This is a genomic window from Saccharibacillus qingshengii (assembly GCF_013185195.1).
Taxonomy (GTDB): Bacteria; Bacillota; Bacilli; order Paenibacillales; family Paenibacillaceae; genus Saccharibacillus; species Saccharibacillus qingshengii.
In genome coordinates this window covers 111,735-130,671 of sequence record NZ_JAAZWC010000006.1, presented here as the reverse complement: position 1 = coordinate 130,671, position 18,937 = coordinate 111,735, and the positions used below count along the sequence as shown (strand labels likewise).

Sequence of the window (18,937 nt, the reverse complement as noted above, 5' to 3'; positions counted from 1 at the left end):
AGGCGGACGGCCATGAAAACCAATAAATCCGGACGCACAAATCGAAAAAGCGGCCTGTTGGCCGAACTGATGGCCGCGCAGAAAAAAAGAACGGGCCTTATCCGGCTGCTGACGCTCGGACTCGGGGCCGCGACGATCAGCCAGGCCGTTCTGATGGCCGAAGCGGTGCAGCGCGTATTCGTGGAAAAAGCGGTGCCGGCTTCGATGATCGCCATTTTCGCCATGCTGCTGGGCGTTATGGCTGTCCGTACGCTGCTCGCTTATGCCAACGGAAGGATCGGCCTGCGCATTGCGGCGGACGCCAAGCAGACCCTGCGGGCGAAGCTGCTGCGGACGCTTGCGTCCAATCCGCTGATTGCGTCCCGGCAGGGACAGACGGGCGGCAAAGTCAGCCTCGCTCTCGATACGGTAGACGAAGCCGACGCTTATTTCAGCCAATATACGCCCAAAATGATCGAAGCTTCGATCGTGCCGCTGCTGATTCTGGCCGCCGTGTTCGTGCTGCATGTACCGTCGGGACTGATCCTGCTGTTCACGGCTCCTTTTATCCCGCTGTTTATGGCGCTTGTCGGTATCCGGACCCAACAGAAATCGGAAGAGAAGTTCGAACAGCTCGCCCGATTCTCCGGTACGTTTCTCGATTCGCTTCAAGGCCTGGTTACGCTCAAGCTGTTCGGGCGGGCCAAGCGGCAGGAGCGGGAGATCGAGCGAAGCAGCCTATCCTACCGCGATGCGACCATGGACATTCTGCGGGTAGCGTTCACCAATACGTTTGCGCTGGAGACGATCGTGATGCTGGGCATCGGGATCGTGGCGCTCGAACTGGCCCTGCAGCTCGTCGTGTTCCGCAGCATGCAGTTCCACGCCGCTTTTCTGATTCTGCTGCTGGTGCCCGAATTTTATAATATGCTCAAAAATATGGGTACGGCTTTCCACGGCGGACGTACCAGCCTCGGGGCTATCCGCAATATCGAAACGGCGCTGACGGAATCCGCAGCCGGCCAAGCATCCGCGGACAACGAAGCCGCGGACGAAATCTTCCCTGCCCTGCCGCAGGCTGCAGCGCCTTCGATTGAGCTGTGCAGCCTGGACTTCAATTACGGCCCGGATATGTTCCGGCTGCAGGCCGGCTCGCTGCGGATCGAGCCGGGCCAGCAGATCGCGATCGTCGGCCGCAGCGGCTCCGGCAAGACGACCCTGCTGCATCTGATCGCGGGACTTCTTCCTCCTTCTTCGGGCGAAGTCCGGGTCGGCGGACGCAGGTTGACCCGAGCCCATGAAGATTCCTGGTTCCGTCATGTCAGCTATATTACGCAGCATCCGTATATGTTCACCGGCACTTTTGCCGAAAATATAGCGATTGGCGCAGGCCGCGAGGTCTCGCGCGAAGAGATTGTCCGTGCCGCCGAAGCGGCCGGGCTGTCGGAACTTGCAGCCGAGCTCGAACACGGTTACGACACATTGATCGGAGACGGCGGCCGCGGACTGTCCGGAGGCGAGAAGCAGCGTCTGGCGCTGGCCCGGGCTTTTCTGAAGCGTCCGGCCGTGCTGCTGTTCGACGAACCGACCGTCGGTCTCGATCTGCATACGGAACAGATTCTGATGCGGGCGATCGCGGAATTGTCGCACGGGGCAACCGTGCTGACGATTGCCCACCGTCTGCATACGATCCGGCATGCGGACTGCATCTTGTTTATGCAGCAGGGCGTCTTGATCGGCAGCGGCAGCCACGACGAACTGCTGAACACGCTGCCGCAGTACGCCGAAATGGTCGATATTCAGCGCGAAGGGGTGACGGCGTGAACGAACTTTCCATTTTTGCCAAAGCGATGCTCAAAGAACGCAAAGACATTCTGCTGTCGATTCTGGGCGGGTTTTTCGCCGGGATCGCAGGGGTTGTCCTGTTCTCGACCAGCGGCTACCTGATCGCGAAAACGGTCTTCGTGCCGCCGCTGTACACCCTGATTCTGCTGACCTCGCTGGTCAAAATTCTCGGTCTGGCCCGCGCGGCGAGCCGCTACGGGGAACGGCTGTTTTCGCACCGGGCCACGTTCTCCCTGCTCAGCCGGCTGCGGACCGATTTCTTCGGCAGACTGATTCCGCTCACCCCCGGTATCCTGAACCGCAAGCGCAGCGGAGACCTGCTCGCACGGATTGTGGGAGACGTGGAAAGTCTTCAGTTCTACTTCCTGCGAGTCGCCTACCCGCCGATCATTGTCGTGTCGGTCTTTCTGGCTACCGTGGTCTTCGCGTCGTTCTTCTCGCTGTGGATTGCGCTGCTGCTGGTTATCGGAATGCTGGTGACGGCGTTCGCCGTTCCCGCCGTCGTGATGGTCGGGCAGCGCCGAACGAACGGACAGGTCCGCCGAAGCCGCGCGGACCTGTCTGCCGAAGCGACCGAAATGCTGTACGGGTTCATCGACCTCAAAGTCTACGGACGGCTGAAATCCCGCGAAGAACATCTCGCTGCCGCATCCGCGGAATTGACTCAGGCCCAGCAGGCGGACGCGCTGCGTCTGCTGCGCGGACAATCGCTGCACAGCTTTATGACCTTTTTCGTTTCCTGGGGCGTGCTCGTGCTCGGCGCTCTCCTGATTGCGAACGGCTCTATGGCCGGCGTATTCCTCGCCATGCTGATCATGGCTTCGATGACCGTATTCGACGAATCGGCGGCGATGGCGACCCTGCCCGCTTACAAGCGGGACAGCGAATTTGCCGCCAAGCGTCTGAACGAAACGTTCGCCGCCGAATCCGTAAGCGGGCCGGGCCCGGAGCCGCAGGGAAAACTGGAAGCGAACGCGGCGATCTCCGCCGAACTGGACCAGGTCGTCTTCCGGTACGCGGAAGATTGGCGGCCGGTACTAAGCGGCGTCTCGCTCCGCTTCGAAGCGGCTTCCAAGACCGCGATCGTCGGGCCGAGCGGCTCGGGCAAGACGAGCATTTTGGAGCTGCTGCTCAAACTTCATGCGCCGACGGAAGGCCGGGTCCTTGTGAACGGCCGTCCGATCGGCGAACTAAGCGAAGAAGACCTATGGAAGAGCACGAACGTCGTGCTCCAGCAGGGCCACTTTTTCCGGGGGACGATTCTCGAAAATCTGCTGCTCGAAGACGATACGCAGAGCGAGCGCGAACTGCTGGACGTACTGGCGCAGGTCGATCTGCCGAATAAGCGGCTGGAAGATCCCGTGCTGGAAAAAGGCGAGAATCTGTCCGACGGCGAAAAGCAGCGCCTGGCGATCGCCCGCGCGCTGCTCAAAAGCGGCAGGCTGTGGCTGCTCGACGAGCCGACCTCCTCGCTGGATTACGTGACCGAACGCCGCGTGCTCGAAGCGCTGCTGGACAAAGCCAAAGACGATACGCTGGTGATGGTCTGCCATCGCCTTGCCGGACTGGAGCGGATGGACCGGATCGTCGTCGTGGACCGCGGCAGAATCGTGGAGCAGGGCACGTACGACGAACTGATGCAGAGCCGCGGCTATTTCTACGAAATGAAGCAGATCGAACGGCAGATGATCGGACAATCGGGCAGCGGAGCCCGGGCCGTCTAACGGACCGACCGCCTTCGGGAAACGCCGGGCCGATCCGAATGAGCGATAAAAAAAGCGGGCCGTCCACCAGGGACGGCCCGCTTTTTGGCGTTGGGAATTCGATCGATCGCAATCAATGCCCGAAATTCTCTTCTTCCGGCACGTCCGTCTCCAGGTAGCGGATAAACTGCCGCAGCCGGCCGGCCAGGTCGCGCGAGATCTCGCCTTTCTCGAACAGACGCTGCACATGGTCGCGCTGCTCCTGAATAGCGGAGAGACGCTCCTGCATCCGTTCTTCTCGTTCTTCGCGCTCTTCCGCGGTCTCTTCGCCCAGCAGGCCGAAATCCGTCTTCGCCAGCCGGCCGATCAGCTGGTTGTAGCCGTCGGTCAGGCGCTTCGCTTCGGCCCGGTTGGAGTCGTTGGTCCGCTTGTCGATCGCTTCGATCGCGGCCTGCGCCATACGCGTCTTGGCTGTCTGCAGCGAACAGAACGCATGCTTGTCGGTAAGTTCCCCGCGGCGGCCGCGGGCGAACAAAGCAGCGGCGAAGCGGCCGATATCGGCAGCCGGCGCGGTAACCCGGGCTTCCAGACGGCCCGGAATACTCTCTTCGATCCGGGCCAGATGTTCGAACACCGGAGTCGCTTCTTCCTGGCCGAGATCACCGTCCTGCACCATCTTGCTCAGTTCCCGGCGCTGCGCACGAATACCGGCGTACATCAGGTCGGCTTCGCGGCGCGGGGCTTCGGGATCGGAAGCGTAGGCACTTGTCGCTTCCTCCATCCGCTGCAGGTACTTCGTGAAATCGTGGATTTCAGCCGCATTGACGCCCGAACGGCCTTCGGCCAGCTCTTCCTGGCCGATCCGCTGCGCAATCGCACTCAAGATGCGGCGCTTCAGCGGCTGCTCGGCCTGCGGCGTCTCGGCGGCTTCCTTGCCCGACAGCAGCGGCAGCAGGACACTCGCCGCCAGCAGGGTGAACAAGATGACTCCTGCCGCGAGGAACAAGATCAGATTTCGTTCGGGGAACGACACCCCTCCGTTGAGAACGAGCGGAATCGAGAATGCACCCGCAAGCGTGACCGCTCCGCGCACACCGGACAGCGCCGTCTGCAGCGCCGCCTGGAACAGCGACTTCCCGGTGCGGCCAAGTCCGCCTCCCCGGCTTGTGAAGAACCAGTAGGCATAGATCCACAGGAAACGAAGCACGATCAGCCCGACGGATATCCAGGTGACATGCCACAGGGCGCCGAAGCTGCTGATCGCCGGATCCGCGAAGACCGTGCCCAGCACTTCGGGCAGCTGCAGACCGAGCAGAACGAACACCAGGCCGTTCAGCACATAGAGGAATACCGACCAGGTGCTGTTCGAGACCACCTGGAGTTTGACCCGTACCGATTCGGCCCGATCGCGTTCGATCGCATGCACGACGCCGCCCGATACGGCCGCCAGGATACCGGACAGTCCGAGATGCTCGGCGACCAGATACAGCACGAACGGCGTGACGAGCTGGATCAGCACATGCAGCGTTTCGTCTTCCATCCCGAGCCGGCGCAGGAATACCCGAATCCGGATGATGACAAAAGACAGCACGGCGCCGATCAGCAGTCCGCCGATCGCGATCAGCAGAAAGCTCAGCGAAGCTTGATAAATCGAGAACGCGCCCGTTACGGCGGCGGCTACGGCAAACTTGAAGGCCACGAGGCCCGAAGCGTCGTTAACCAGCGCTTCGCCTTCCAGCAGCCGCATAATATCTTTTGGCAGTTTGATTCGCCCGGCAATCGAGCCGACCGCCACCGCGTCCGTCGGCGACAAGATCGCCGCCAGGGCAAAAGCCGCAGCCAGCGGAATGGTCGGAATCACCCAGTGGATCAAATAGCCGAACACGACGACGGTAACAAAAACGAGGCCGAGCGCCAGCAGCAGAATCGGAGCCCGCAGGTTCCACAGTTCGCCGCGCGGAATGATCCGTCCGTCATTGAACAGCAGCGGAGCAATAAACAGAACCAGGAACAGTTCCGGTTCCAGCGGCACATGAATATGCGGCGGAAGCAGTTCGGCCGCGACACCGAGACCGATCTGGATGATCGGAACCGGCACAAAAGGCAGAAAGCGGTTGATCACATTCGAAAGCCCGATGATCGCGAGCATGAACAGAATACTGATAAAAAGCTCCATTCGGCGTTTGCTCCTTTTTGATGGGATAGGCAGTCACGTTCGTTGGATAAATCCGGCAGCGGCCCAAGAGTGTCCGTGCTCAGTCGGCCGTTCGGGCCGGAGACGAAGGCAGAAGTCGGCGTACGGCCCGCGCCAGCTCTTCGGCAACCGCGGCGACCCCGCCGGGAATCTCTTCTTCGCGCACCCCGGATACGTTCAGTTTCAGCATGGCTTCAGCCGGGAAGCCGTCCAGATAATGGGCGGCGGCGCTTTCCGCGCGGATACACCGGCGGCCCAGACGTTCGACAGCCGCAGGCAGCGCGGCGGGCATCCGCGGAAGCAGATGCGTATGAATCCCTCCGGGCGAAGGCGCGGGACCCGTGAAGACGCCCGGATACTCTTCGCGGGCTTGGCAGATCGCGGTGCCGAGCAGTTCGGAACGCCGGCTGTAGCGTGCGCGGATCTTCTCCCGGTGCCGATCGAACATGCCGCTCTTGAGATACAGTTCCAGCGCGGCCTGCGAGAGCATCGAACTGTCGATGTCCAGCAGCTGCTTGTAGCGTCCGAACGATTCGGACAGTTCGCGGGGCAGCACGGCCGCTCCGACGCGCAGGCCGGGGAACAGAATCTTCGAGTAGCTTTTCAGATAGATCGTTCTCTCTTCCCGGTCGTACGCATACAGCGGATCGGACTTGGCATCCTGCTCCAGATCGGCCATATAATCGTCTTCGACCAGATAGACGCCGTACCGTGCGGCGAGCTGCACAATCCGCTCTTTCTGACGCCGGGTATACGAACTGCCGAGCGGATTGTGGAAGCGCGGAATCGTATAGAAAAATTTGATCCGCCCTCCGCGGAAGATGCGCTCCAGTTCATCCAGATCGATACCGTCGGCATCCCGGCGGATACCGACGGCGGGGATACGGTGAGCTTCGAGATACGCGATAAACAGCGGATAGGTCGGCTGTTCGACCAGCACAGTCTCCGCCCCTCCCGGAAACGGCATACCGGCCAGCAGCGTCAGCGCCTGCTGCGCACCGGAAGTGATGAAGATGCGTTCGGGCTCCGCAAATACCTGATACCCCGCCAGATGGCGCTGCATTTCCCGGATCAGCGAAGGCAGACCCCGGGGCGTTCCGTATAGGAACAGATCGTTGCGGTAGGTATCGATCGCTTTGTTCAGACACTGCTGAAAATCGAGGTACGGGAAAATTTCGGGGTCCGGCGCGGAATGGACCAAATCGATCGTCCGGCTGCGCCGCTCCGGCTGCGCGGCCCGGCCGAGCACATAATAGCCGCTTTTGGCCGAAGCGTAGATCAGATGCGTGCGTTCAAGTTCCGACAGGGCGCGGATCACCGTACTCTTGCTGCAGACATACCGTTCGGAGAGGGTCCGAATCGAAGGAATCTTGTCCCCTTCTTTCATGGAACCTGCGATCATCCCTTCCAGCTCGTTCAGCAGCTCCATATATTTATACATACTGCGCCTCCTCCTCCCCCATCTGTACCGGTACAGATCATCATTATGTCTATTGTAGCATGCCGGGGCGATGTTTAGAATAAAAAGTGCAGATGCGGCCGCACTGCCTGCCGAGATCGTACGAATCCGGGAATGCCCGGCGTTTCCCGATCTCCCGAGTATCCGGATAAACGCCGGCTCCGTACCCGCTTTCGCCCCTCGGAAATTTTCGCTTCGGAGGTTGACTGCCCATGCCTACCCGCCCTGCAAATCGGGCTTACGCGGCTGCGATTCTGAACGCGCTGATTATCGGATTTTCTTTTCTATTCGTCAAAATCGCGCTCCAAACCGCCGACCCGCTCGATATTCTCGCTTACCGTTTCCTGTTCGCGTTTGCCGCCGCTTCCCTGTTTGCTTTCCCCGGGCGCAGCGGCCTGCGCAAGATCCGCAGCGGCGCCCTGCGCATTCTGCCGGTCACGATCTTCTACCCCGTCGCCTTTTTCAGCCTGCAGACGTTCGGCCTGCTCTATGCTTCCTCGGCCGAAGCCGGCATGATTCAGGGCGCGGTACCCGTGTTCACGCTTATTCTCGCCGGACTTATGCTCGGCGAACGGTCGAGCTCCATGCAGAAAGCCTTTACGCTGCTGTCCGTTATCGGCGTCGCCTGTCTGTTCGCAGGCCGGGAAGGCGCGGCGTTCTCCGCCAGCCTGATCGGCATTGGGCTTCTGCTGGGCTCCGCTTTCTCCCAGGCCGGCTATAACGTGCTGGCCCGCAGGCTGAGCGGAAGCTACAGCCCCAAGGAACTGACCTATTTCATGAATCTGCTCGGCTTCGTCACGTTCGGGCTGCTGGCGCTGATTCGCCATGCTTCAGCCGGCACGCTGCCGGAACTTGCCGCGCCGCTCGCTTCGCCTTCTTTCCTGGCCGCGGTGCTCTACCTCGGCGTCCTCTCTTCGCTGGCGACTTCGTACCTGTCCAATTACGCGCTTTCGCGGATCGAAGCTTCCCGGATGAGCGTATTCGGCAGCCTGTCCGCCGTCGTCGCGCTTGCAGCCGGTGCGCTGCTGCTCGGCGAAGAGGTCGGCCCGGCCGCTCTGGTCGGCGCGGCGGCCATTCTGACCGGCGTCGTGGGTTCCGCGCTGGCCCGGCGCCGCTAGACGATCCTGCGCCCGAATCGCACACCGCATAGCAAAAAGCCTTCCGATACCCGCCCAAGCGGATATCGGAAGGCTTTTTTAAATTGAACCGCAGGACGGCCTGTTTCTACTCAAGAAAGAACGATTCGGCGACGATCCGACCCCCTTAGCCGCAGAGCGGCCCGCTTGGCCCTTGAGCTGCAACCTTGGGCAGCGGGCTGTCCGGACGTCGGCCCGGCAGGGCCCGGATTATCCGGATTTATTCTTCGACTCGTACCCCGCCCGAATCCCCGATGCTTACGGAAGGTTCGGCTTCGCTGGCTTCCGGAGCGCCTGCATACCAGGGATTCAGATGGATCATGACTTCGCTGACGTTGGGGTGGGCAGACAGAATGGCTTGTTTGATCTTGCGGATGACGTCGTGCCCCTGCTGGATCGTCATCTGCGCATCGACCCCGACCCGCAGATCGATAATGATGTACTGCCCGTGCTCGCGTGCCCGGATACGGTCGATCCGCTTGACCTCTTCGATTCCGCGGACAATATGCTCCAGTGCGGCAAGTTCATGCGAACTGATCGCTTTTTCCATCAAAATATCGATCGATTCCCGCGCCATGTCCCAGGCCAGCTTCAAGACGAGCACCGCGACCACGATCCCCGCAAGCGGGTCCGCATAAGCGAGCACCGGCATATTCAGCATTTGGCCGAGCAGCCCAAGCCCGATTCCGATAACCGCCGCGCCCGATGCGTAGACATCCGCCAGATGATCCTGCGCCGTCGCAATCAGACCTTTGCTGTTCGCGAGGCGGCCGATTCTGATCGTATACACGTAGAGCACGAGCTTCCAGATCAGCGACAATGCGGCCGCGACCAGAGCCACGACATGCGCTTCCGGGATCGGAGCCAGCAGCGCCGCGATCGAGTGGTAGCCCACGTACAGCGCCGCCAGCAGCAGAATGGTTGCCACGACGCTTGCGCCGATCACTTCCGCTTTGCCGTGCCCGTACGGATGGTCTTCGTCGGGCGGACGGCTGGAAATACGCATGGAACCGAGCGCCGCCGCGGAGGCGATCACGTCTCCCGCGTTATGCACCCCGTCCGCAATCAGAACCTGGCTGTTGAACAGCAGTCCGACCACCGTCTTCAAAATGGTAAGCAGCACATTGCTGATCAGACTGATCCAGGCTGCGAAGATCGATTGTTTTTTCGCCTCTTCCATCTCTTCTTCCCTCCGTCACTTTTCTTGCCCCAAGGAAACAAAAAAAGTCCGACCGGTCCGTAGACCCGCGAACTTTCTCAAAAAAACGCCGTATGCGGCAATTTTCTGTTTTTCATCTATAGGCATGGGTATCGTCTCCGAACCGTTAGGGTGATTTGTTACTCGAAACTCCGTCAAGACGTTCTATTATACCTCATCCGATTTCTTTTGAATACAAAAAGGTTTCAGCGCGGCACAGGCGGGTAAATTCTGAACAAGGTACAACATCAACATCCACAACTTAGACTTTGAGGAGGAATTTACGATGAAAAGATCTTCTTTGATGACCGCCGCCGTGGGACTCGGAGCTGCTTATCTGCTCAGAAACAAAGACTCCCGTACCAAATTGATGTCGCAGCTCCAGTCGATGGGCAAGCGAAGCGCGAAGTAGCGTCCGACCCTCGGACCCGAAGCGCACCGCAATAGGCGTTGGCGATCCACGGCCTGAAGCCGGAACGCCTCATCGCCAAACGTAAGGAAGCCTCCGCGCGGAGGCTTCCTTTTTGCCGTGCGCGATCCTTAACGACAATGTAAGGCTGCGTTAAGACAGATCGATAGAGCCCTTTCTCTCCTCCCCGTACAATACAGGTATTCGGAGGCGCCAGACGCCCCATACAGAGGAGAGATTTTCGATGAAAAAACCTGTACTTATCCTATTGGCGGGCCTGGTTGTTCTCGTCACCCTTCCCGTCGTCTACTTCTTCGTTGTCGTTCCGGTACTGAATGACCGGGCGAACGGCATTCTGCTGGTCGGCAGCGGCGAACAGATCGAAGCCGACGTGAAAAAGGTCGATGCCGGGCAGGACAAACGCTCGGATTATCCGGTCAAATGGGAAGAAAAAACGCTGATCGTCAGTGAAACGACGGCCCGGGAATGGACGCAGCGCCAGCTGATTCTGCGCAAAGCGCCCAAGAGCGCGGACAAGCGCGAAGCGCTCGCCGAGCTGCCGATCCGCCCGGAAGAAGCAGAAGGCCTGCTGTTTGCCGCCGACAAAGACCAAGCGGTCGCAGAAGGCTTCCCCCTGAACGGCAGTCCGGCCAACCTGGGTTATGCAGGCGATTACTTCCTGGGCAATCTGAGACTGACGGAATCCGCAATTGTCGTTCTGCCCGATGAACGTTACGAAGCCGTATCGCTGCCCGAACAACAGCTGACCCTGCTCAAATTCGGTCTGTTCCAGGATGTGAGCGAGAAAGTCGGCGATTTCCCGGAAGGTTCGCGCCTTGTGAAGATTGATCAAAAAAAGAAATAATTTCGAAACGCAGGGTTCTGTGAAAGATCCGATTGCGACCGATAAAAAAGGCAGCCCCCAGCGGCAGCCGCCCAGCCCTTTGCGCCTTGTGCGTCAAAGGGCATTTTTGTCTTTACAAGCTTAACCAAACCTTTTATACTGAGCCGAGTGAAACATCCAATCATCCTACCTTTGAAAAAGGAGCTCTGCATGTTCGAGAAACTGGAGAAACAAACGCTTTCCGGCCAGGTCTACGACCGGCTCGAAACGCTGATCAAGGAAGGCTCCTGGGAAATCGGCAGCCGTATTCCGCGCGAAGCGGATCTGATGCAGCATCTCGGCGTCAGCCGCAATACGCTGCGCGAAGCGATTCGGGGTCTGGTGCAGGTCGGCCTGCTGGAGACCCGGCAGGGCGACGGAACCTTCGTCACGGCCAGCAGCGAACTGAGCGCGATCCTGAACAAACGCATGCGCCGTTCGTCTGTTCAAGAAGCGCTCGAAGTCCAGCATGCGCTGGACCGGGAAGCCGCCGTACTGGCCTGCAAGCATCGCACGGAGGAAGATCTGCAGCGGATGGAACATTTCAGTGCCCAATGCCAGGAAGCGCTGGGCGGCGAGATCGAAGACCACGATTTGTTCAAACGAGCCGACTGGAATCTGCACGGCGCCGTAATCGCGGCTTCGCGCAACAGTCTGCTCGCCGATCTGTACGAGAGCCTGTTCGAGAAACTGCAGATTTCGATCGAGGTTAACCGCAGCCTAGTCGGAAGCCGCTACGAAGTCGGCCACCCCGAGCTGATCGCCGCGATCCGGGCACGCGACGCGAAGCGCGCGGCTCAGGCCGTCGACGATTATATCGCACGCTTCAAAGCCCCGCACGATCCGCAGTGAATTTATCTGATGCCACCTCCAGGGCGGCAGGAACGGAGTCTTGTCCACCATGAAAAAAACCGAAATCCCGCGCACCGAGGACGTGTCGAACCGCGTCTATTATCTGCTGCTCGCCGGCATTCTGCTGGTTGCGGCCAATCTGCGCACCCATATTACTTCGCTCAGCCCGATCATCGATACGATCCGGGACGCTCTCTCGCTGTCGAATACGATGGCAGGCTTTCTGACGACCCTGCCGCTGCTGGCTTTTGCGCTGCTGTCTCCCTTTGTTGCGCAGTGGGCCCGGCGCTTCGGAACCGAACGGCTGATCTTCGTCTCGCTTGTCTTGATCGTCATCGGCAGCCTTTTCCGTCCGTTCGGCGGTATCGTTCCGTTGATGGCGGGAACTTTCCTAATCGGTCTGGCCGTAGCCGTCTTCAATGTCCTGCTTCCGAGTATCATCAAGCGCGAATTCCCGCTTAAGATCGGCGTCATGACCGGCTTGTATTCGATCATGATGGGCATCTTCGCTTCGGTCGCGGCGGCGATCAGCGTACCGGTCGCCAGCACCGGCCTGGGCTGGCGCGGCGCGCTGCTGATCTGGACGATCCTGTCCGCGATCGGCCTGATCGCCTGGCTGCCGCAGCTGCGGCGCCATACCCGCGCCGTTCTCTCCAATGCGCCCGATGTGCCCAAGCGCAGTATCTGGCGTTCGCCGCTGGCCTGGACGGTGACGGTCAATATGGGGATGCAGTCGTCCATCTACTACATCATGGTTGCCTGGCTGCCGAATATGATGCATGCCCAGCATCTCGATCCGGTGGTTGCCGGATACATGCTGTCGCTGTTTCAGATGCTGATGATCCCGATTAACTTCATCGCTCCGATCATCGCCGCCAAAATGAGAGACCAGCGCTCGCTCGTCATCATGACGACAGCCTGCTACATCGTCGGCATCTTCGGCTTCCTGTATGCCAACGGATCGCTGCCGCTGATTATCGCTTCGATCGTCTTCTTCAGCCTCTCGGGCGGATTCTCGTTCAGTCTGATCATGATGTTCTTCTCGCTGCGCACCACAAGCGCTTCCGAAGCGGCCGACCTGTCCGGCATGGCCCAATCGGTCGGCTATCTGCTCGCCGGCTGCGGCCCGCTGCTGTACGGCGCGCTGCACGACGCGACAGGCGGCTGGCAGACTCCGTACTATGTCATGTTCGGCATCGTCGCCGTCTACCTGCTGACCGGACTCGCCGCGGGACGCGGCGGACGTTACGTGCACGAGTAAGCATTTAGCCGTTTTTTACAACGATAAGCGCACTCTGGTACAAGCTCATATCGATAATTGAATACAAAAAAAGGGAAACCGGAGCAAATGGTTTCCCTTTTTTGTTCGCCCATACTGATGACTCAATCTACCGGTTCGGAAGAAGCGATGTGTCTGCCGATTTTAAACCATACAGGAATCAAGGTCAATAAACCGATCCCTACTCCGAGTGTGGATAGAACCAACTCTTTCCATGTTATGGAATGGTCCGCAAACATCCGGCAGATCACCCATGAATTTATTGGAAGATTGAGCAGTAAGCCGCTCAAGAGTCCGGGTGCATACTTTTTCGTCAAAAGAGTCACAATCAGATGCGGAAAAATAGCATTCACAATCATGGATCCCAAAAACCCTGCAAACATCCATTTCGCTGCATCCGATTCCGGCCTATAGGCAAAACTGAAAGCCGACAAATAAGCCAGGACAGTTATGCAAATAACGGCAAAACGAAATTCACCGGAAGTAACCGGTTTTTGAAATTTCGAAGTTTGCTGTGACCATCGGGGCAGCCAAATGGCTTCTTCGATATTGTGGAGTGTAATAGCCAAACAAAAAAATACGACGGGATAAGCGTCCATCACGAGATGCCTTTTTGATTTTTGTAATTGCGCAGCGTCATGCCGTTCGCCGGACGCATGCCCTGCCGGGCGTAGAAACTTTCCAGTTCCGGATCGCACATCAAGTCGACCATGTAATAGGCATCCAGCTTTTTGAGCAGACGCCGTGCAAGTTCGCGCCCGATTCCCTGACCCTGATGCGACGGCACGACTTCCAGCAGCGGAATGTACGCGCTCAATACGCCGTCGGAAAGCGCATTCACAAACCCGACGATCTTCCCGGTGTCCGAATCCTGCGCAAGGACCACATAAGCCGAACCGTGCAGCATACGTACAAACGTCTCCGGACTCGGCCGATTCGGCCAACCGTCGAAAAAGCCTTCGGCGAACGAATCTTCCTGGATCGATTCAAGACTGTCGAGATACTGGATAGTGGTCATATAAACGCCTCCCGCTTCGTAGTTTCCAAGATTATATCACTCCGCACCGCCGTCACCTAGTCCCCCGGCAAATGTTTTCCCGCTTCAAAGATGATTGACGGGGAATCTCAGGCTTGCGACAATAGAAAAAGAGCGATTCCGGGTCAAGTTCCGCCGGGTCAACCCCTTGCAATCGGTATTCCAATTCAGGATTGAGGATGATAAACGATGAATTATTCCAAAGGTACCAACTACGCGCTGCACACCATGCTCGATCTTGCGGCGCGAACGCCCGGACTCAAGGTCGGCGTACAGGAGCTGGCGGCCAAACAAAATGTCTCTCCCACCTACCTGTCGAAAATCCTGACCAAGCTGGCCAAAGCCGGATTGATCGATTCCTATTCCGGCGCCCAAGGCGGGTACTGTCTGCGCCGCGGCAAACACGAAATTTCGTTTCTGGACATCATTCAGGCGATCGAAGGCACAACGCCGCTGTTCAAAGGCTGCGACTCCAACGGTCCGGGCTGCCTCGTCGATGCGGTCATGCGGGAATCCGAACGCAAAATGGACGAGCATCTGCGCGCGACGACAATCGGTCAGGTAGCGGACGAGATGATCGTTTCCGGGCATGCGGCCGGGCACATCGAATAAGCGTATTTTTCCGCTGTTATTCTTCTGTTGTTTAGGTGTCCGGTCCGGTCGTTTTGTGGTGATGCACCAAAAAGATCCGGTTTCTCCGATCGGTTTTCGAATTCGCCCTGCGCCGTCTGCGCTTGGGATCGGATTCGAACACCCGGAGAAACCGGATCTTTTGCGATAGAAGACAGGACGCAGCAGGCACGGCCGAACGAACGGCCGTGCTTCTTGGGTCATCGAAGCGGGCCGGCGGTTCTCCAGGCCTCTACCATCTCACGGACAGAAGAGAAGCGGTCTTCGCGGTCCGGCGAGACGGCGCGGAGCGCCAGTCGATAGCGCGATTCCCCGGCGTCCCACAGCTCGGGCGAACGGTCCCGTTCTCCGCCGAGGAGGCAGAACGCCATGGCCCCCATCGTGTACACATTCGTTCGGGAATCGATAACGGCGCCAAGTTCATACTCTTCCGGAGACATGAAGCGGGAAGAACCCCACATCCGGCCCATTTCGTTCACATACGGAGCGGGCCGGTACAGATCGATATCGCAGATCGTCAGCCGGCCGGTCGAGAAGTCGTACATGAGACTGCCGTCGTAAAAATCGATCGCGACATAGCCGAGTGCTTCGACATGGGCGTGAAATTCGAGCACCGTCTCCATCGCCTCCATCCGCTCGGCGATCGGCAGCCTGCGGAAGCGGGAAACAACGGTATCGCCGTCTTCGTCCGCGCCGGGACGCAGCAGTTGGCCTTCCGCCCATTCGAACAGCACCGCATACCCGCCTGGCGTTTCAAAATGGTCGAGTACCTGGGTCAGTGCGGGATGGCGCAGCGTTTCATACCGATCCGCCGCTTCTCTCAGCCTGTTCACCGCATCGGCCGGATGGCCGGCATAATCCGCGGTCGATGCTCCGGCGTATTTGATGAAGACATGCTGATCTTCGATCTCGAGTCCGAACGAGAGATTGCCGGAATCCTGACGGTCCCACACGCGAAAGACCCGGCCAAAAGGCGCCAGCCAATTGAAATCGTGCAGCCTGCGCAGCACGAAAGGCACGCCGTCGATCCGCTGTTCGATCAGTCCGTCCATCGGATCGGGCTCCGCCGTCCATTCGACGCCGACCACGGTCCCTTCGACCGTCGGGGCCGAGGTATCCGGTTCGATCACGGAAGCGACGACCGAAGCCGGCATGATCGGGACAAATGGCGCGGCAATCGAGCCGTCGGTTCTGCCGATGGCAGCCGTAACCTGCGGAAAGTCCGGTTCTTCAAACGGATCGGCCACCGGAAAAGTCTCTTCTTCGGCCGTGGGATGGTGAAGTTCTTCATCGACCAAAGCGGCCGCTTCCGGCCAGCTCGGAGAATCCGGATCTTCGTCTTCATCCGTCGCCGGCGGATCGCCGGCTGATCCCGTATACGCGTCGATTTCCTTGCGTTCGTTCTGCGGCTGGGCGCCCGGTTGTTCCAAAGCCGGTGCCAGCAGATCTTCCAGGCGGAAACGTTCACCGTTTTCGCGCAGCGCAAGCAGGCTTTCTCCGATCAGCCACTCGTCTTCCAGCAGCGAGTACACGCATTCGTCCCGCCATTCGCCGTCTACCGTAGGCACGCTTTTGCGAAAAAAAGCTTCCATGCGCAGGCCGAGCTTCTCCAGCATGGCGCGCAGCGCCAGGTTCTCCGGCGTACAAGATACCGTAACCCGGTGCAGCCCCTGTTCGGTAAAAGCATGCCGGAACAAAGCGCGGGCCGTCTCGCTGCCCAGACCGCATCGGCGGTAATCCGAACGGATCCCGAGCCCGATCATTCCCGTCAAAGGCTGAAGGCCGGGACGGGAAAAGGCATGGCCGATCACTTCTTCGTCATCGTGCAGAACCAGCGCATACAGATAGGGATCGGCGGTCATGTCGCGCAGCCGCTGCTCGGTGTAGGCGCCTTCCGGGAAATAATCCGCGACGCCGTCGTCCTGCAGATACGTCAGCAGCTGCGGCCACTCTCCCTGGCCGAATCTGCGGATCACCAGACGCGGCGTTCGGATCAGGACTTCCGCAGCCGCTTCATCTACGAACGTTTCTTTTTCGGTCTCCATCTCTATCCCCTCCCTCTAAAAAAGTCCGGCTTCTTGGCGTTCCGTTCTTCTGTCCGCTCGTACAGCTACCTTCGCCGCCGCATTGCGTTTTCCTGCTTGAAACCTGTATAACCGTTGGATCGTCGGTCCGCGTACTTATCTCGGCAGCGGATCGGCGGGGCTTGGAGCCCGGCCGGCCGGTACCTTGACCAAGTTAAAAGTAAGGTTACTGGTACCTAACGAAAAGCTTTGGGAATTTGACGTTTGCGGGTCGCCCGTTCGAAACGGTAAGCGATCTCGATCAGCAGCGGGTCGGACAAAGCCGGACCCGACAGCAGCAGACCGACCGGACGACCGGACTCCGTATATCCCGCCGGGACGGAGACCAGCGGATAACCCGTGCGGGCCGCCAGGTCCGATCCCGCATAGTCCGTGAAGACGAGCGCGTGCACGCCGTACCGCTCAAGCGCAAGATCGATGCCTTCTTCGCCGGCGCGCCGGACTCCCCGTTCCTTGCTGGATACATACTCGTCGTCTTCGAGACTGCCGCCCGCTTCCTCCGATTCTTCCAGCAAATTCTGTCCGTAGCGCAGATGCTCCTGCGGATTCGCCCGGTTGGCTTCGATCAATGCGGCCAGATCGCCGGGTCCTTCGGGCTGATCCGCCAGAAAAGCGTCGATCGCCGCCTTGAATTCGCGCCGCAGCACGGTACCGTCCCATTCGTCCTCATAGGCCGGCAGTTCAAGGCCCCGTTTCACTTCGATTCCGGCGGCTTCCAATCCGCCGAGCGCCCGCTCGAAAACGGCGGTAGTTTCCGCATCGAGCGAATCGGCGAAGGCCGAGACGACTCCGACCTTCAAACGGCCGGGCAGTTCCATCCGTCCCGGCAGAAAAGACATCGGACGCTGCGGCAGCAGCGTACACGCGTCGGCTTCGTCGCCGAAAGCCATCGCTTCGAGAATCAAGGCGGCATCGAGTACCGTCCGGGCAATCGGACCGAGCGTATCCTGCGTCAGCGACAGCGGAATCACGCCGCTGCGGCTGATCAGACCGACGGTTGGCTTGATGCCGACAACCGAATGCGCGGCAGCCGGGCTTACGATAGAGCCCGAAGTCTCCGACCCGATCGTCCCGAGCGCAAAGTTGGCCGAGACGGCGGCGGCACTGCCGGTACTGGAACCGCCGACGGGATGATCGCCGTACGGATTGTTTGTCTGACCGCCGCGCGAGCTGTAGCCGGACGGCATATCTTCCGACATGTAATTCGCCCATTCCGTCATATTGACTTTGCCGAGCAGAATCGCGCCCGCATCTCGCAGTTTGGCGACTGCAAAAGCATCCCGTTTGGCCCGGCGCCCTTCAAGCGCCAGCGAACCCGCGGAAGTGGTCATCCGGTCCGCCGTATCGATATTGTCTTTGAGCAGGATCGGAACACCGTACAGCGGCAGCGAACCCAACTCGTCGAAGTTATCGTCGAGCTGCTTGGCCAGCGCTGCGGCATCCGGATTCACTTCCAGCACCGCATTGAGCTTCCCGTCCAGCCGCTCGATACGCGCCAGATAAGCTTCCGTCAGCTGCAGGCACGTCCAGCGACCGCTCTGCAGTTTCTCTTTGAACTGTTCGATCGTCAGCTCGATTAGGTCTTCGTCCTTGATTTCTTCGCGATCATGGGCCGCATTCGAGCGGAGTTTGTCGCGATCGGGATGAGGCAGGGCTTCCGGGACCTCTTCGCTTTCCGGCAAAAGCGTCCGCGGTTCTGCCCGGCTTGCGGCTGAAACGGCGCCTGCGGAGAACGCTTCGGGAATCCGGGCGGGCGGAGCCGCAGGCTTCGCGGCGCCGGCAGATTTCTTCGCCGGGTGTCCCGAACCGGAAGCCCCGGCGGTCTTGCGAACCCAACCTTCATCCGTGATGAAGGCCGCAGCGGAGGCTTCCAGGATCTCGGCGATATCCAGACCTTTCGAGAAACGAACGTCGGTCTGCGGCGCAGCCACTTCGTTCTCTACCGGAATTCCGCGCGGATCGGGCAGCTTGCGCTCGGCCGGATCTCCCGCTCCTTTCCGGCCGGTTTCGTTTGTTTTTTTGTGTGGAGACATTCGGCCTCATCCTTTTCGTCGAAATATCGATTTATCTCTGATCGAGCATATCCGCGTAGAAGCGAATCGCTCTCTTCTAACTCTGTACCCCCATATGCGGCGAATGATCCGCTGTTTTCTGCAGCAGTATCCGGTTTGACTGATTCCGGTTCCGGACGCGGTGTCCGTTTTCCCTTCATTATACATGAAAAGCTTCCCGGCCTTCTTCGAAAAGCAT

15 protein-coding genes are annotated in these 18,937 nt (G+C 59.4%); 8 read left to right on the top strand and 7 right to left on the bottom strand.

Annotated features, from left to right (window positions below; all coding sequences use genetic code 11):
• Positions 1-12 precede the first annotated feature (12 nt).
• Positions 13-1,803 carry a thiol reductant ABC exporter subunit CydD gene (cydD, locus tag HRQ60_RS07475; protein WP_172195030.1) on the top strand — a complete coding sequence of 597 codons (1,791 nt, stop codon included), beginning with the start codon at positions 13-15 and terminating at the stop codon, positions 1,801-1,803.
• Positions 1,800-3,548: a thiol reductant ABC exporter subunit CydC gene (gene cydC / locus HRQ60_RS07470; RefSeq protein WP_172195029.1), complete on the top strand. Its 1,749-nt coding sequence runs from the start codon at positions 1,800-1,802 to the stop codon at positions 3,546-3,548. Before cydD ends, cydC begins: the two co-directional genes overlap by 4 nt.
• 112 nt (positions 3,549-3,660) lie before the next feature.
• Here the strand turns inward: cydC and HRQ60_RS07465 are convergent, their stop codons facing one another.
• Complete coding sequence (locus tag HRQ60_RS07465) at positions 3,661-5,703, bottom strand: Na+/H+ antiporter (RefSeq protein ID WP_172195028.1); 2,043 nt, start codon at positions 5,701-5,703, stop codon at positions 3,661-3,663.
• A 79-nt stretch (positions 5,704-5,782) separates the two neighbouring features.
• A complete protein-coding gene (locus tag HRQ60_RS07460; RefSeq protein WP_172195027.1) occupies positions 5,783-7,162 on the bottom strand; it encodes an aminotransferase-like domain-containing protein in 1,380 nt (459 codons plus the stop codon).
• A 230-nt stretch (positions 7,163-7,392) separates the two neighbouring features.
• Between HRQ60_RS07460 and HRQ60_RS07455 the strand changes: the two genes are divergently transcribed.
• Complete coding sequence (locus tag HRQ60_RS07455) at positions 7,393-8,298, top strand: DMT family transporter (RefSeq protein WP_172195026.1); 906 nt, start codon at positions 7,393-7,395, stop codon at positions 8,296-8,298.
• Positions 8,299-8,536: 238 nt separating this feature from the next.
• Here HRQ60_RS07455 and HRQ60_RS07450 read toward each other — a convergent pair whose 3' ends face one another.
• Positions 8,537-9,496: a cation diffusion facilitator family transporter gene (locus HRQ60_RS07450; protein ID WP_172195025.1), complete on the bottom strand. Its 960-nt coding sequence runs from the start codon at positions 9,494-9,496 to the stop codon at positions 8,537-8,539.
• Between the two features lie 304 nt (positions 9,497-9,800).
• Here HRQ60_RS07450 and HRQ60_RS23885 point away from each other — a divergent pair, with 304 nt between their 5' ends.
• The 4 genes from HRQ60_RS23885 (at position 9,801) to HRQ60_RS07435 (ending at position 12,919) form a co-directional block, all read left to right on the top strand.
• A complete protein-coding gene (locus HRQ60_RS23885; RefSeq protein ID WP_281358077.1) occupies positions 9,801-9,926 on the top strand; it encodes a hypothetical protein in 126 nt (41 codons plus the stop codon).
• A gap of 241 nt (positions 9,927-10,167) precedes the next feature.
• The gene (locus tag HRQ60_RS07445) at positions 10,168-10,788 is read left to right on the top strand and encodes a lipoprotein BA_5634 family protein (protein ID WP_172195024.1); all 621 of its coding nucleotides are present in this window, start codon (positions 10,168-10,170) and stop codon (positions 10,786-10,788) included.
• Between the two features lie 189 nt (positions 10,789-10,977).
• Positions 10,978-11,658, top strand: coding sequence for a FadR/GntR family transcriptional regulator (locus HRQ60_RS07440; protein ID WP_172195023.1), 681 nt, complete (start codon positions 10,978-10,980; stop codon positions 11,656-11,658).
• A gap of 49 nt (positions 11,659-11,707) precedes the next feature.
• Positions 11,708-12,919, top strand: a complete 1,212-nt coding sequence (locus HRQ60_RS07435) for a CynX/NimT family MFS transporter (RefSeq protein ID WP_172195022.1) — start codon at positions 11,708-11,710, stop codon at positions 12,917-12,919.
• Positions 12,920-13,041: 122 nt separating this feature from the next.
• On the opposite strand, the gene HRQ60_RS07430 is transcribed toward HRQ60_RS07435, so the two are convergent.
• Together HRQ60_RS07430 and HRQ60_RS07425 are read right to left on the bottom strand one after the other, a co-directional pair.
• Positions 13,042-13,536, bottom strand: a complete 495-nt coding sequence (locus HRQ60_RS07430; protein ID WP_172195021.1) for an HXXEE domain-containing protein — start codon at positions 13,534-13,536, stop codon at positions 13,042-13,044.
• On the bottom strand, positions 13,536-13,955 hold the full coding sequence (locus HRQ60_RS07425) for a GNAT family N-acetyltransferase (RefSeq protein WP_172195020.1): 420 nt from the start codon (positions 13,953-13,955) through the stop codon (positions 13,536-13,538). Before HRQ60_RS07425 ends, HRQ60_RS07430 begins: the two co-directional genes overlap by 1 nt.
• A 207-nt stretch (positions 13,956-14,162) precedes the next feature.
• On the opposite strand from HRQ60_RS07425, the gene HRQ60_RS07420 reads away from it, so the two are divergent.
• Positions 14,163-14,585, top strand: coding sequence for an RrF2 family transcriptional regulator (locus HRQ60_RS07420; RefSeq protein ID WP_172195019.1), 423 nt, complete (start codon positions 14,163-14,165; stop codon positions 14,583-14,585).
• A 218-nt stretch (positions 14,586-14,803) separates the two neighbouring features.
• On the opposite strand, the gene HRQ60_RS07415 is transcribed toward HRQ60_RS07420, so the two are convergent.
• Both HRQ60_RS07415 and HRQ60_RS07410 read right to left on the bottom strand, forming a co-directional pair.
• On the bottom strand, positions 14,804-16,648 hold the full coding sequence (locus tag HRQ60_RS07415) for a GNAT family N-acetyltransferase (protein ID WP_172195018.1): 1,845 nt from the start codon (positions 16,646-16,648) through the stop codon (positions 14,804-14,806).
• Between the two features lie 215 nt (positions 16,649-16,863).
• Positions 16,864-18,720 carry an amidase family protein gene (locus HRQ60_RS07410; RefSeq protein ID WP_172195017.1) on the bottom strand — a complete coding sequence of 619 codons (1,857 nt, stop codon included), beginning with the start codon at positions 18,718-18,720 and terminating at the stop codon, positions 16,864-16,866.
• Between the last annotated feature and the right edge of the window lie 217 nt (positions 18,721-18,937).

Excerpts from the sequence above, each read along its gene's own strand:
- HRQ60_RS07420 (WP_172195019.1), top strand. The coding sequence starts at position 14,163 with ATGAATTATTCCAAAGGTACCAACTACGCGCTGCACACCATGCTCGAT.
- HRQ60_RS07440 (WP_172195023.1), top strand. The coding sequence starts at position 10,978 with ATGTTCGAGAAACTGGAGAAACAAACGCTTTCCGGCCAGGTCTACGAC.
- HRQ60_RS07430 (WP_172195021.1), bottom strand. The coding sequence starts at position 13,536 with ATGGACGCTTATCCCGTCGTATTTTTTTGTTTGGCTATTACACTCCAC.
- HRQ60_RS23885 (WP_281358077.1), top strand. The coding sequence starts at position 9,801 with ATGAAAAGATCTTCTTTGATGACCGCCGCCGTGGGACTCGGAGCTGCT.
- HRQ60_RS07465 (WP_172195028.1), bottom strand. The coding sequence starts at position 5,703 with ATGGAGCTTTTTATCAGTATTCTGTTCATGCTCGCGATCATCGGGCTT.
- HRQ60_RS07435 (WP_172195022.1), top strand. The coding sequence starts at position 11,708 with ATGAAAAAAACCGAAATCCCGCGCACCGAGGACGTGTCGAACCGCGTC.
- cydD (WP_172195030.1), top strand. The coding sequence starts at position 13 with ATGAAAACCAATAAATCCGGACGCACAAATCGAAAAAGCGGCCTGTTG.
- HRQ60_RS07455 (WP_172195026.1), top strand. The coding sequence starts at position 7,393 with ATGCCTACCCGCCCTGCAAATCGGGCTTACGCGGCTGCGATTCTGAAC.
- HRQ60_RS07445 (WP_172195024.1), top strand. The coding sequence starts at position 10,168 with ATGAAAAAACCTGTACTTATCCTATTGGCGGGCCTGGTTGTTCTCGTC.
- HRQ60_RS07450 (WP_172195025.1), bottom strand. The coding sequence starts at position 9,496 with ATGGAAGAGGCGAAAAAACAATCGATCTTCGCAGCCTGGATCAGTCTG.
- HRQ60_RS07415 (WP_172195018.1), bottom strand. The coding sequence starts at position 16,648 with ATGGAGACCGAAAAAGAAACGTTCGTAGATGAAGCGGCTGCGGAAGTC.
- HRQ60_RS07460 (WP_172195027.1), bottom strand. The coding sequence starts at position 7,162 with ATGTATAAATATATGGAGCTGCTGAACGAGCTGGAAGGGATGATCGCA.
- HRQ60_RS07410 (WP_172195017.1), bottom strand. The coding sequence starts at position 18,720 with ATGTCTCCACACAAAAAAACAAACGAAACCGGCCGGAAAGGAGCGGGA.
- HRQ60_RS07425 (WP_172195020.1), bottom strand. The coding sequence starts at position 13,955 with ATGACCACTATCCAGTATCTCGACAGTCTTGAATCGATCCAGGAAGAT.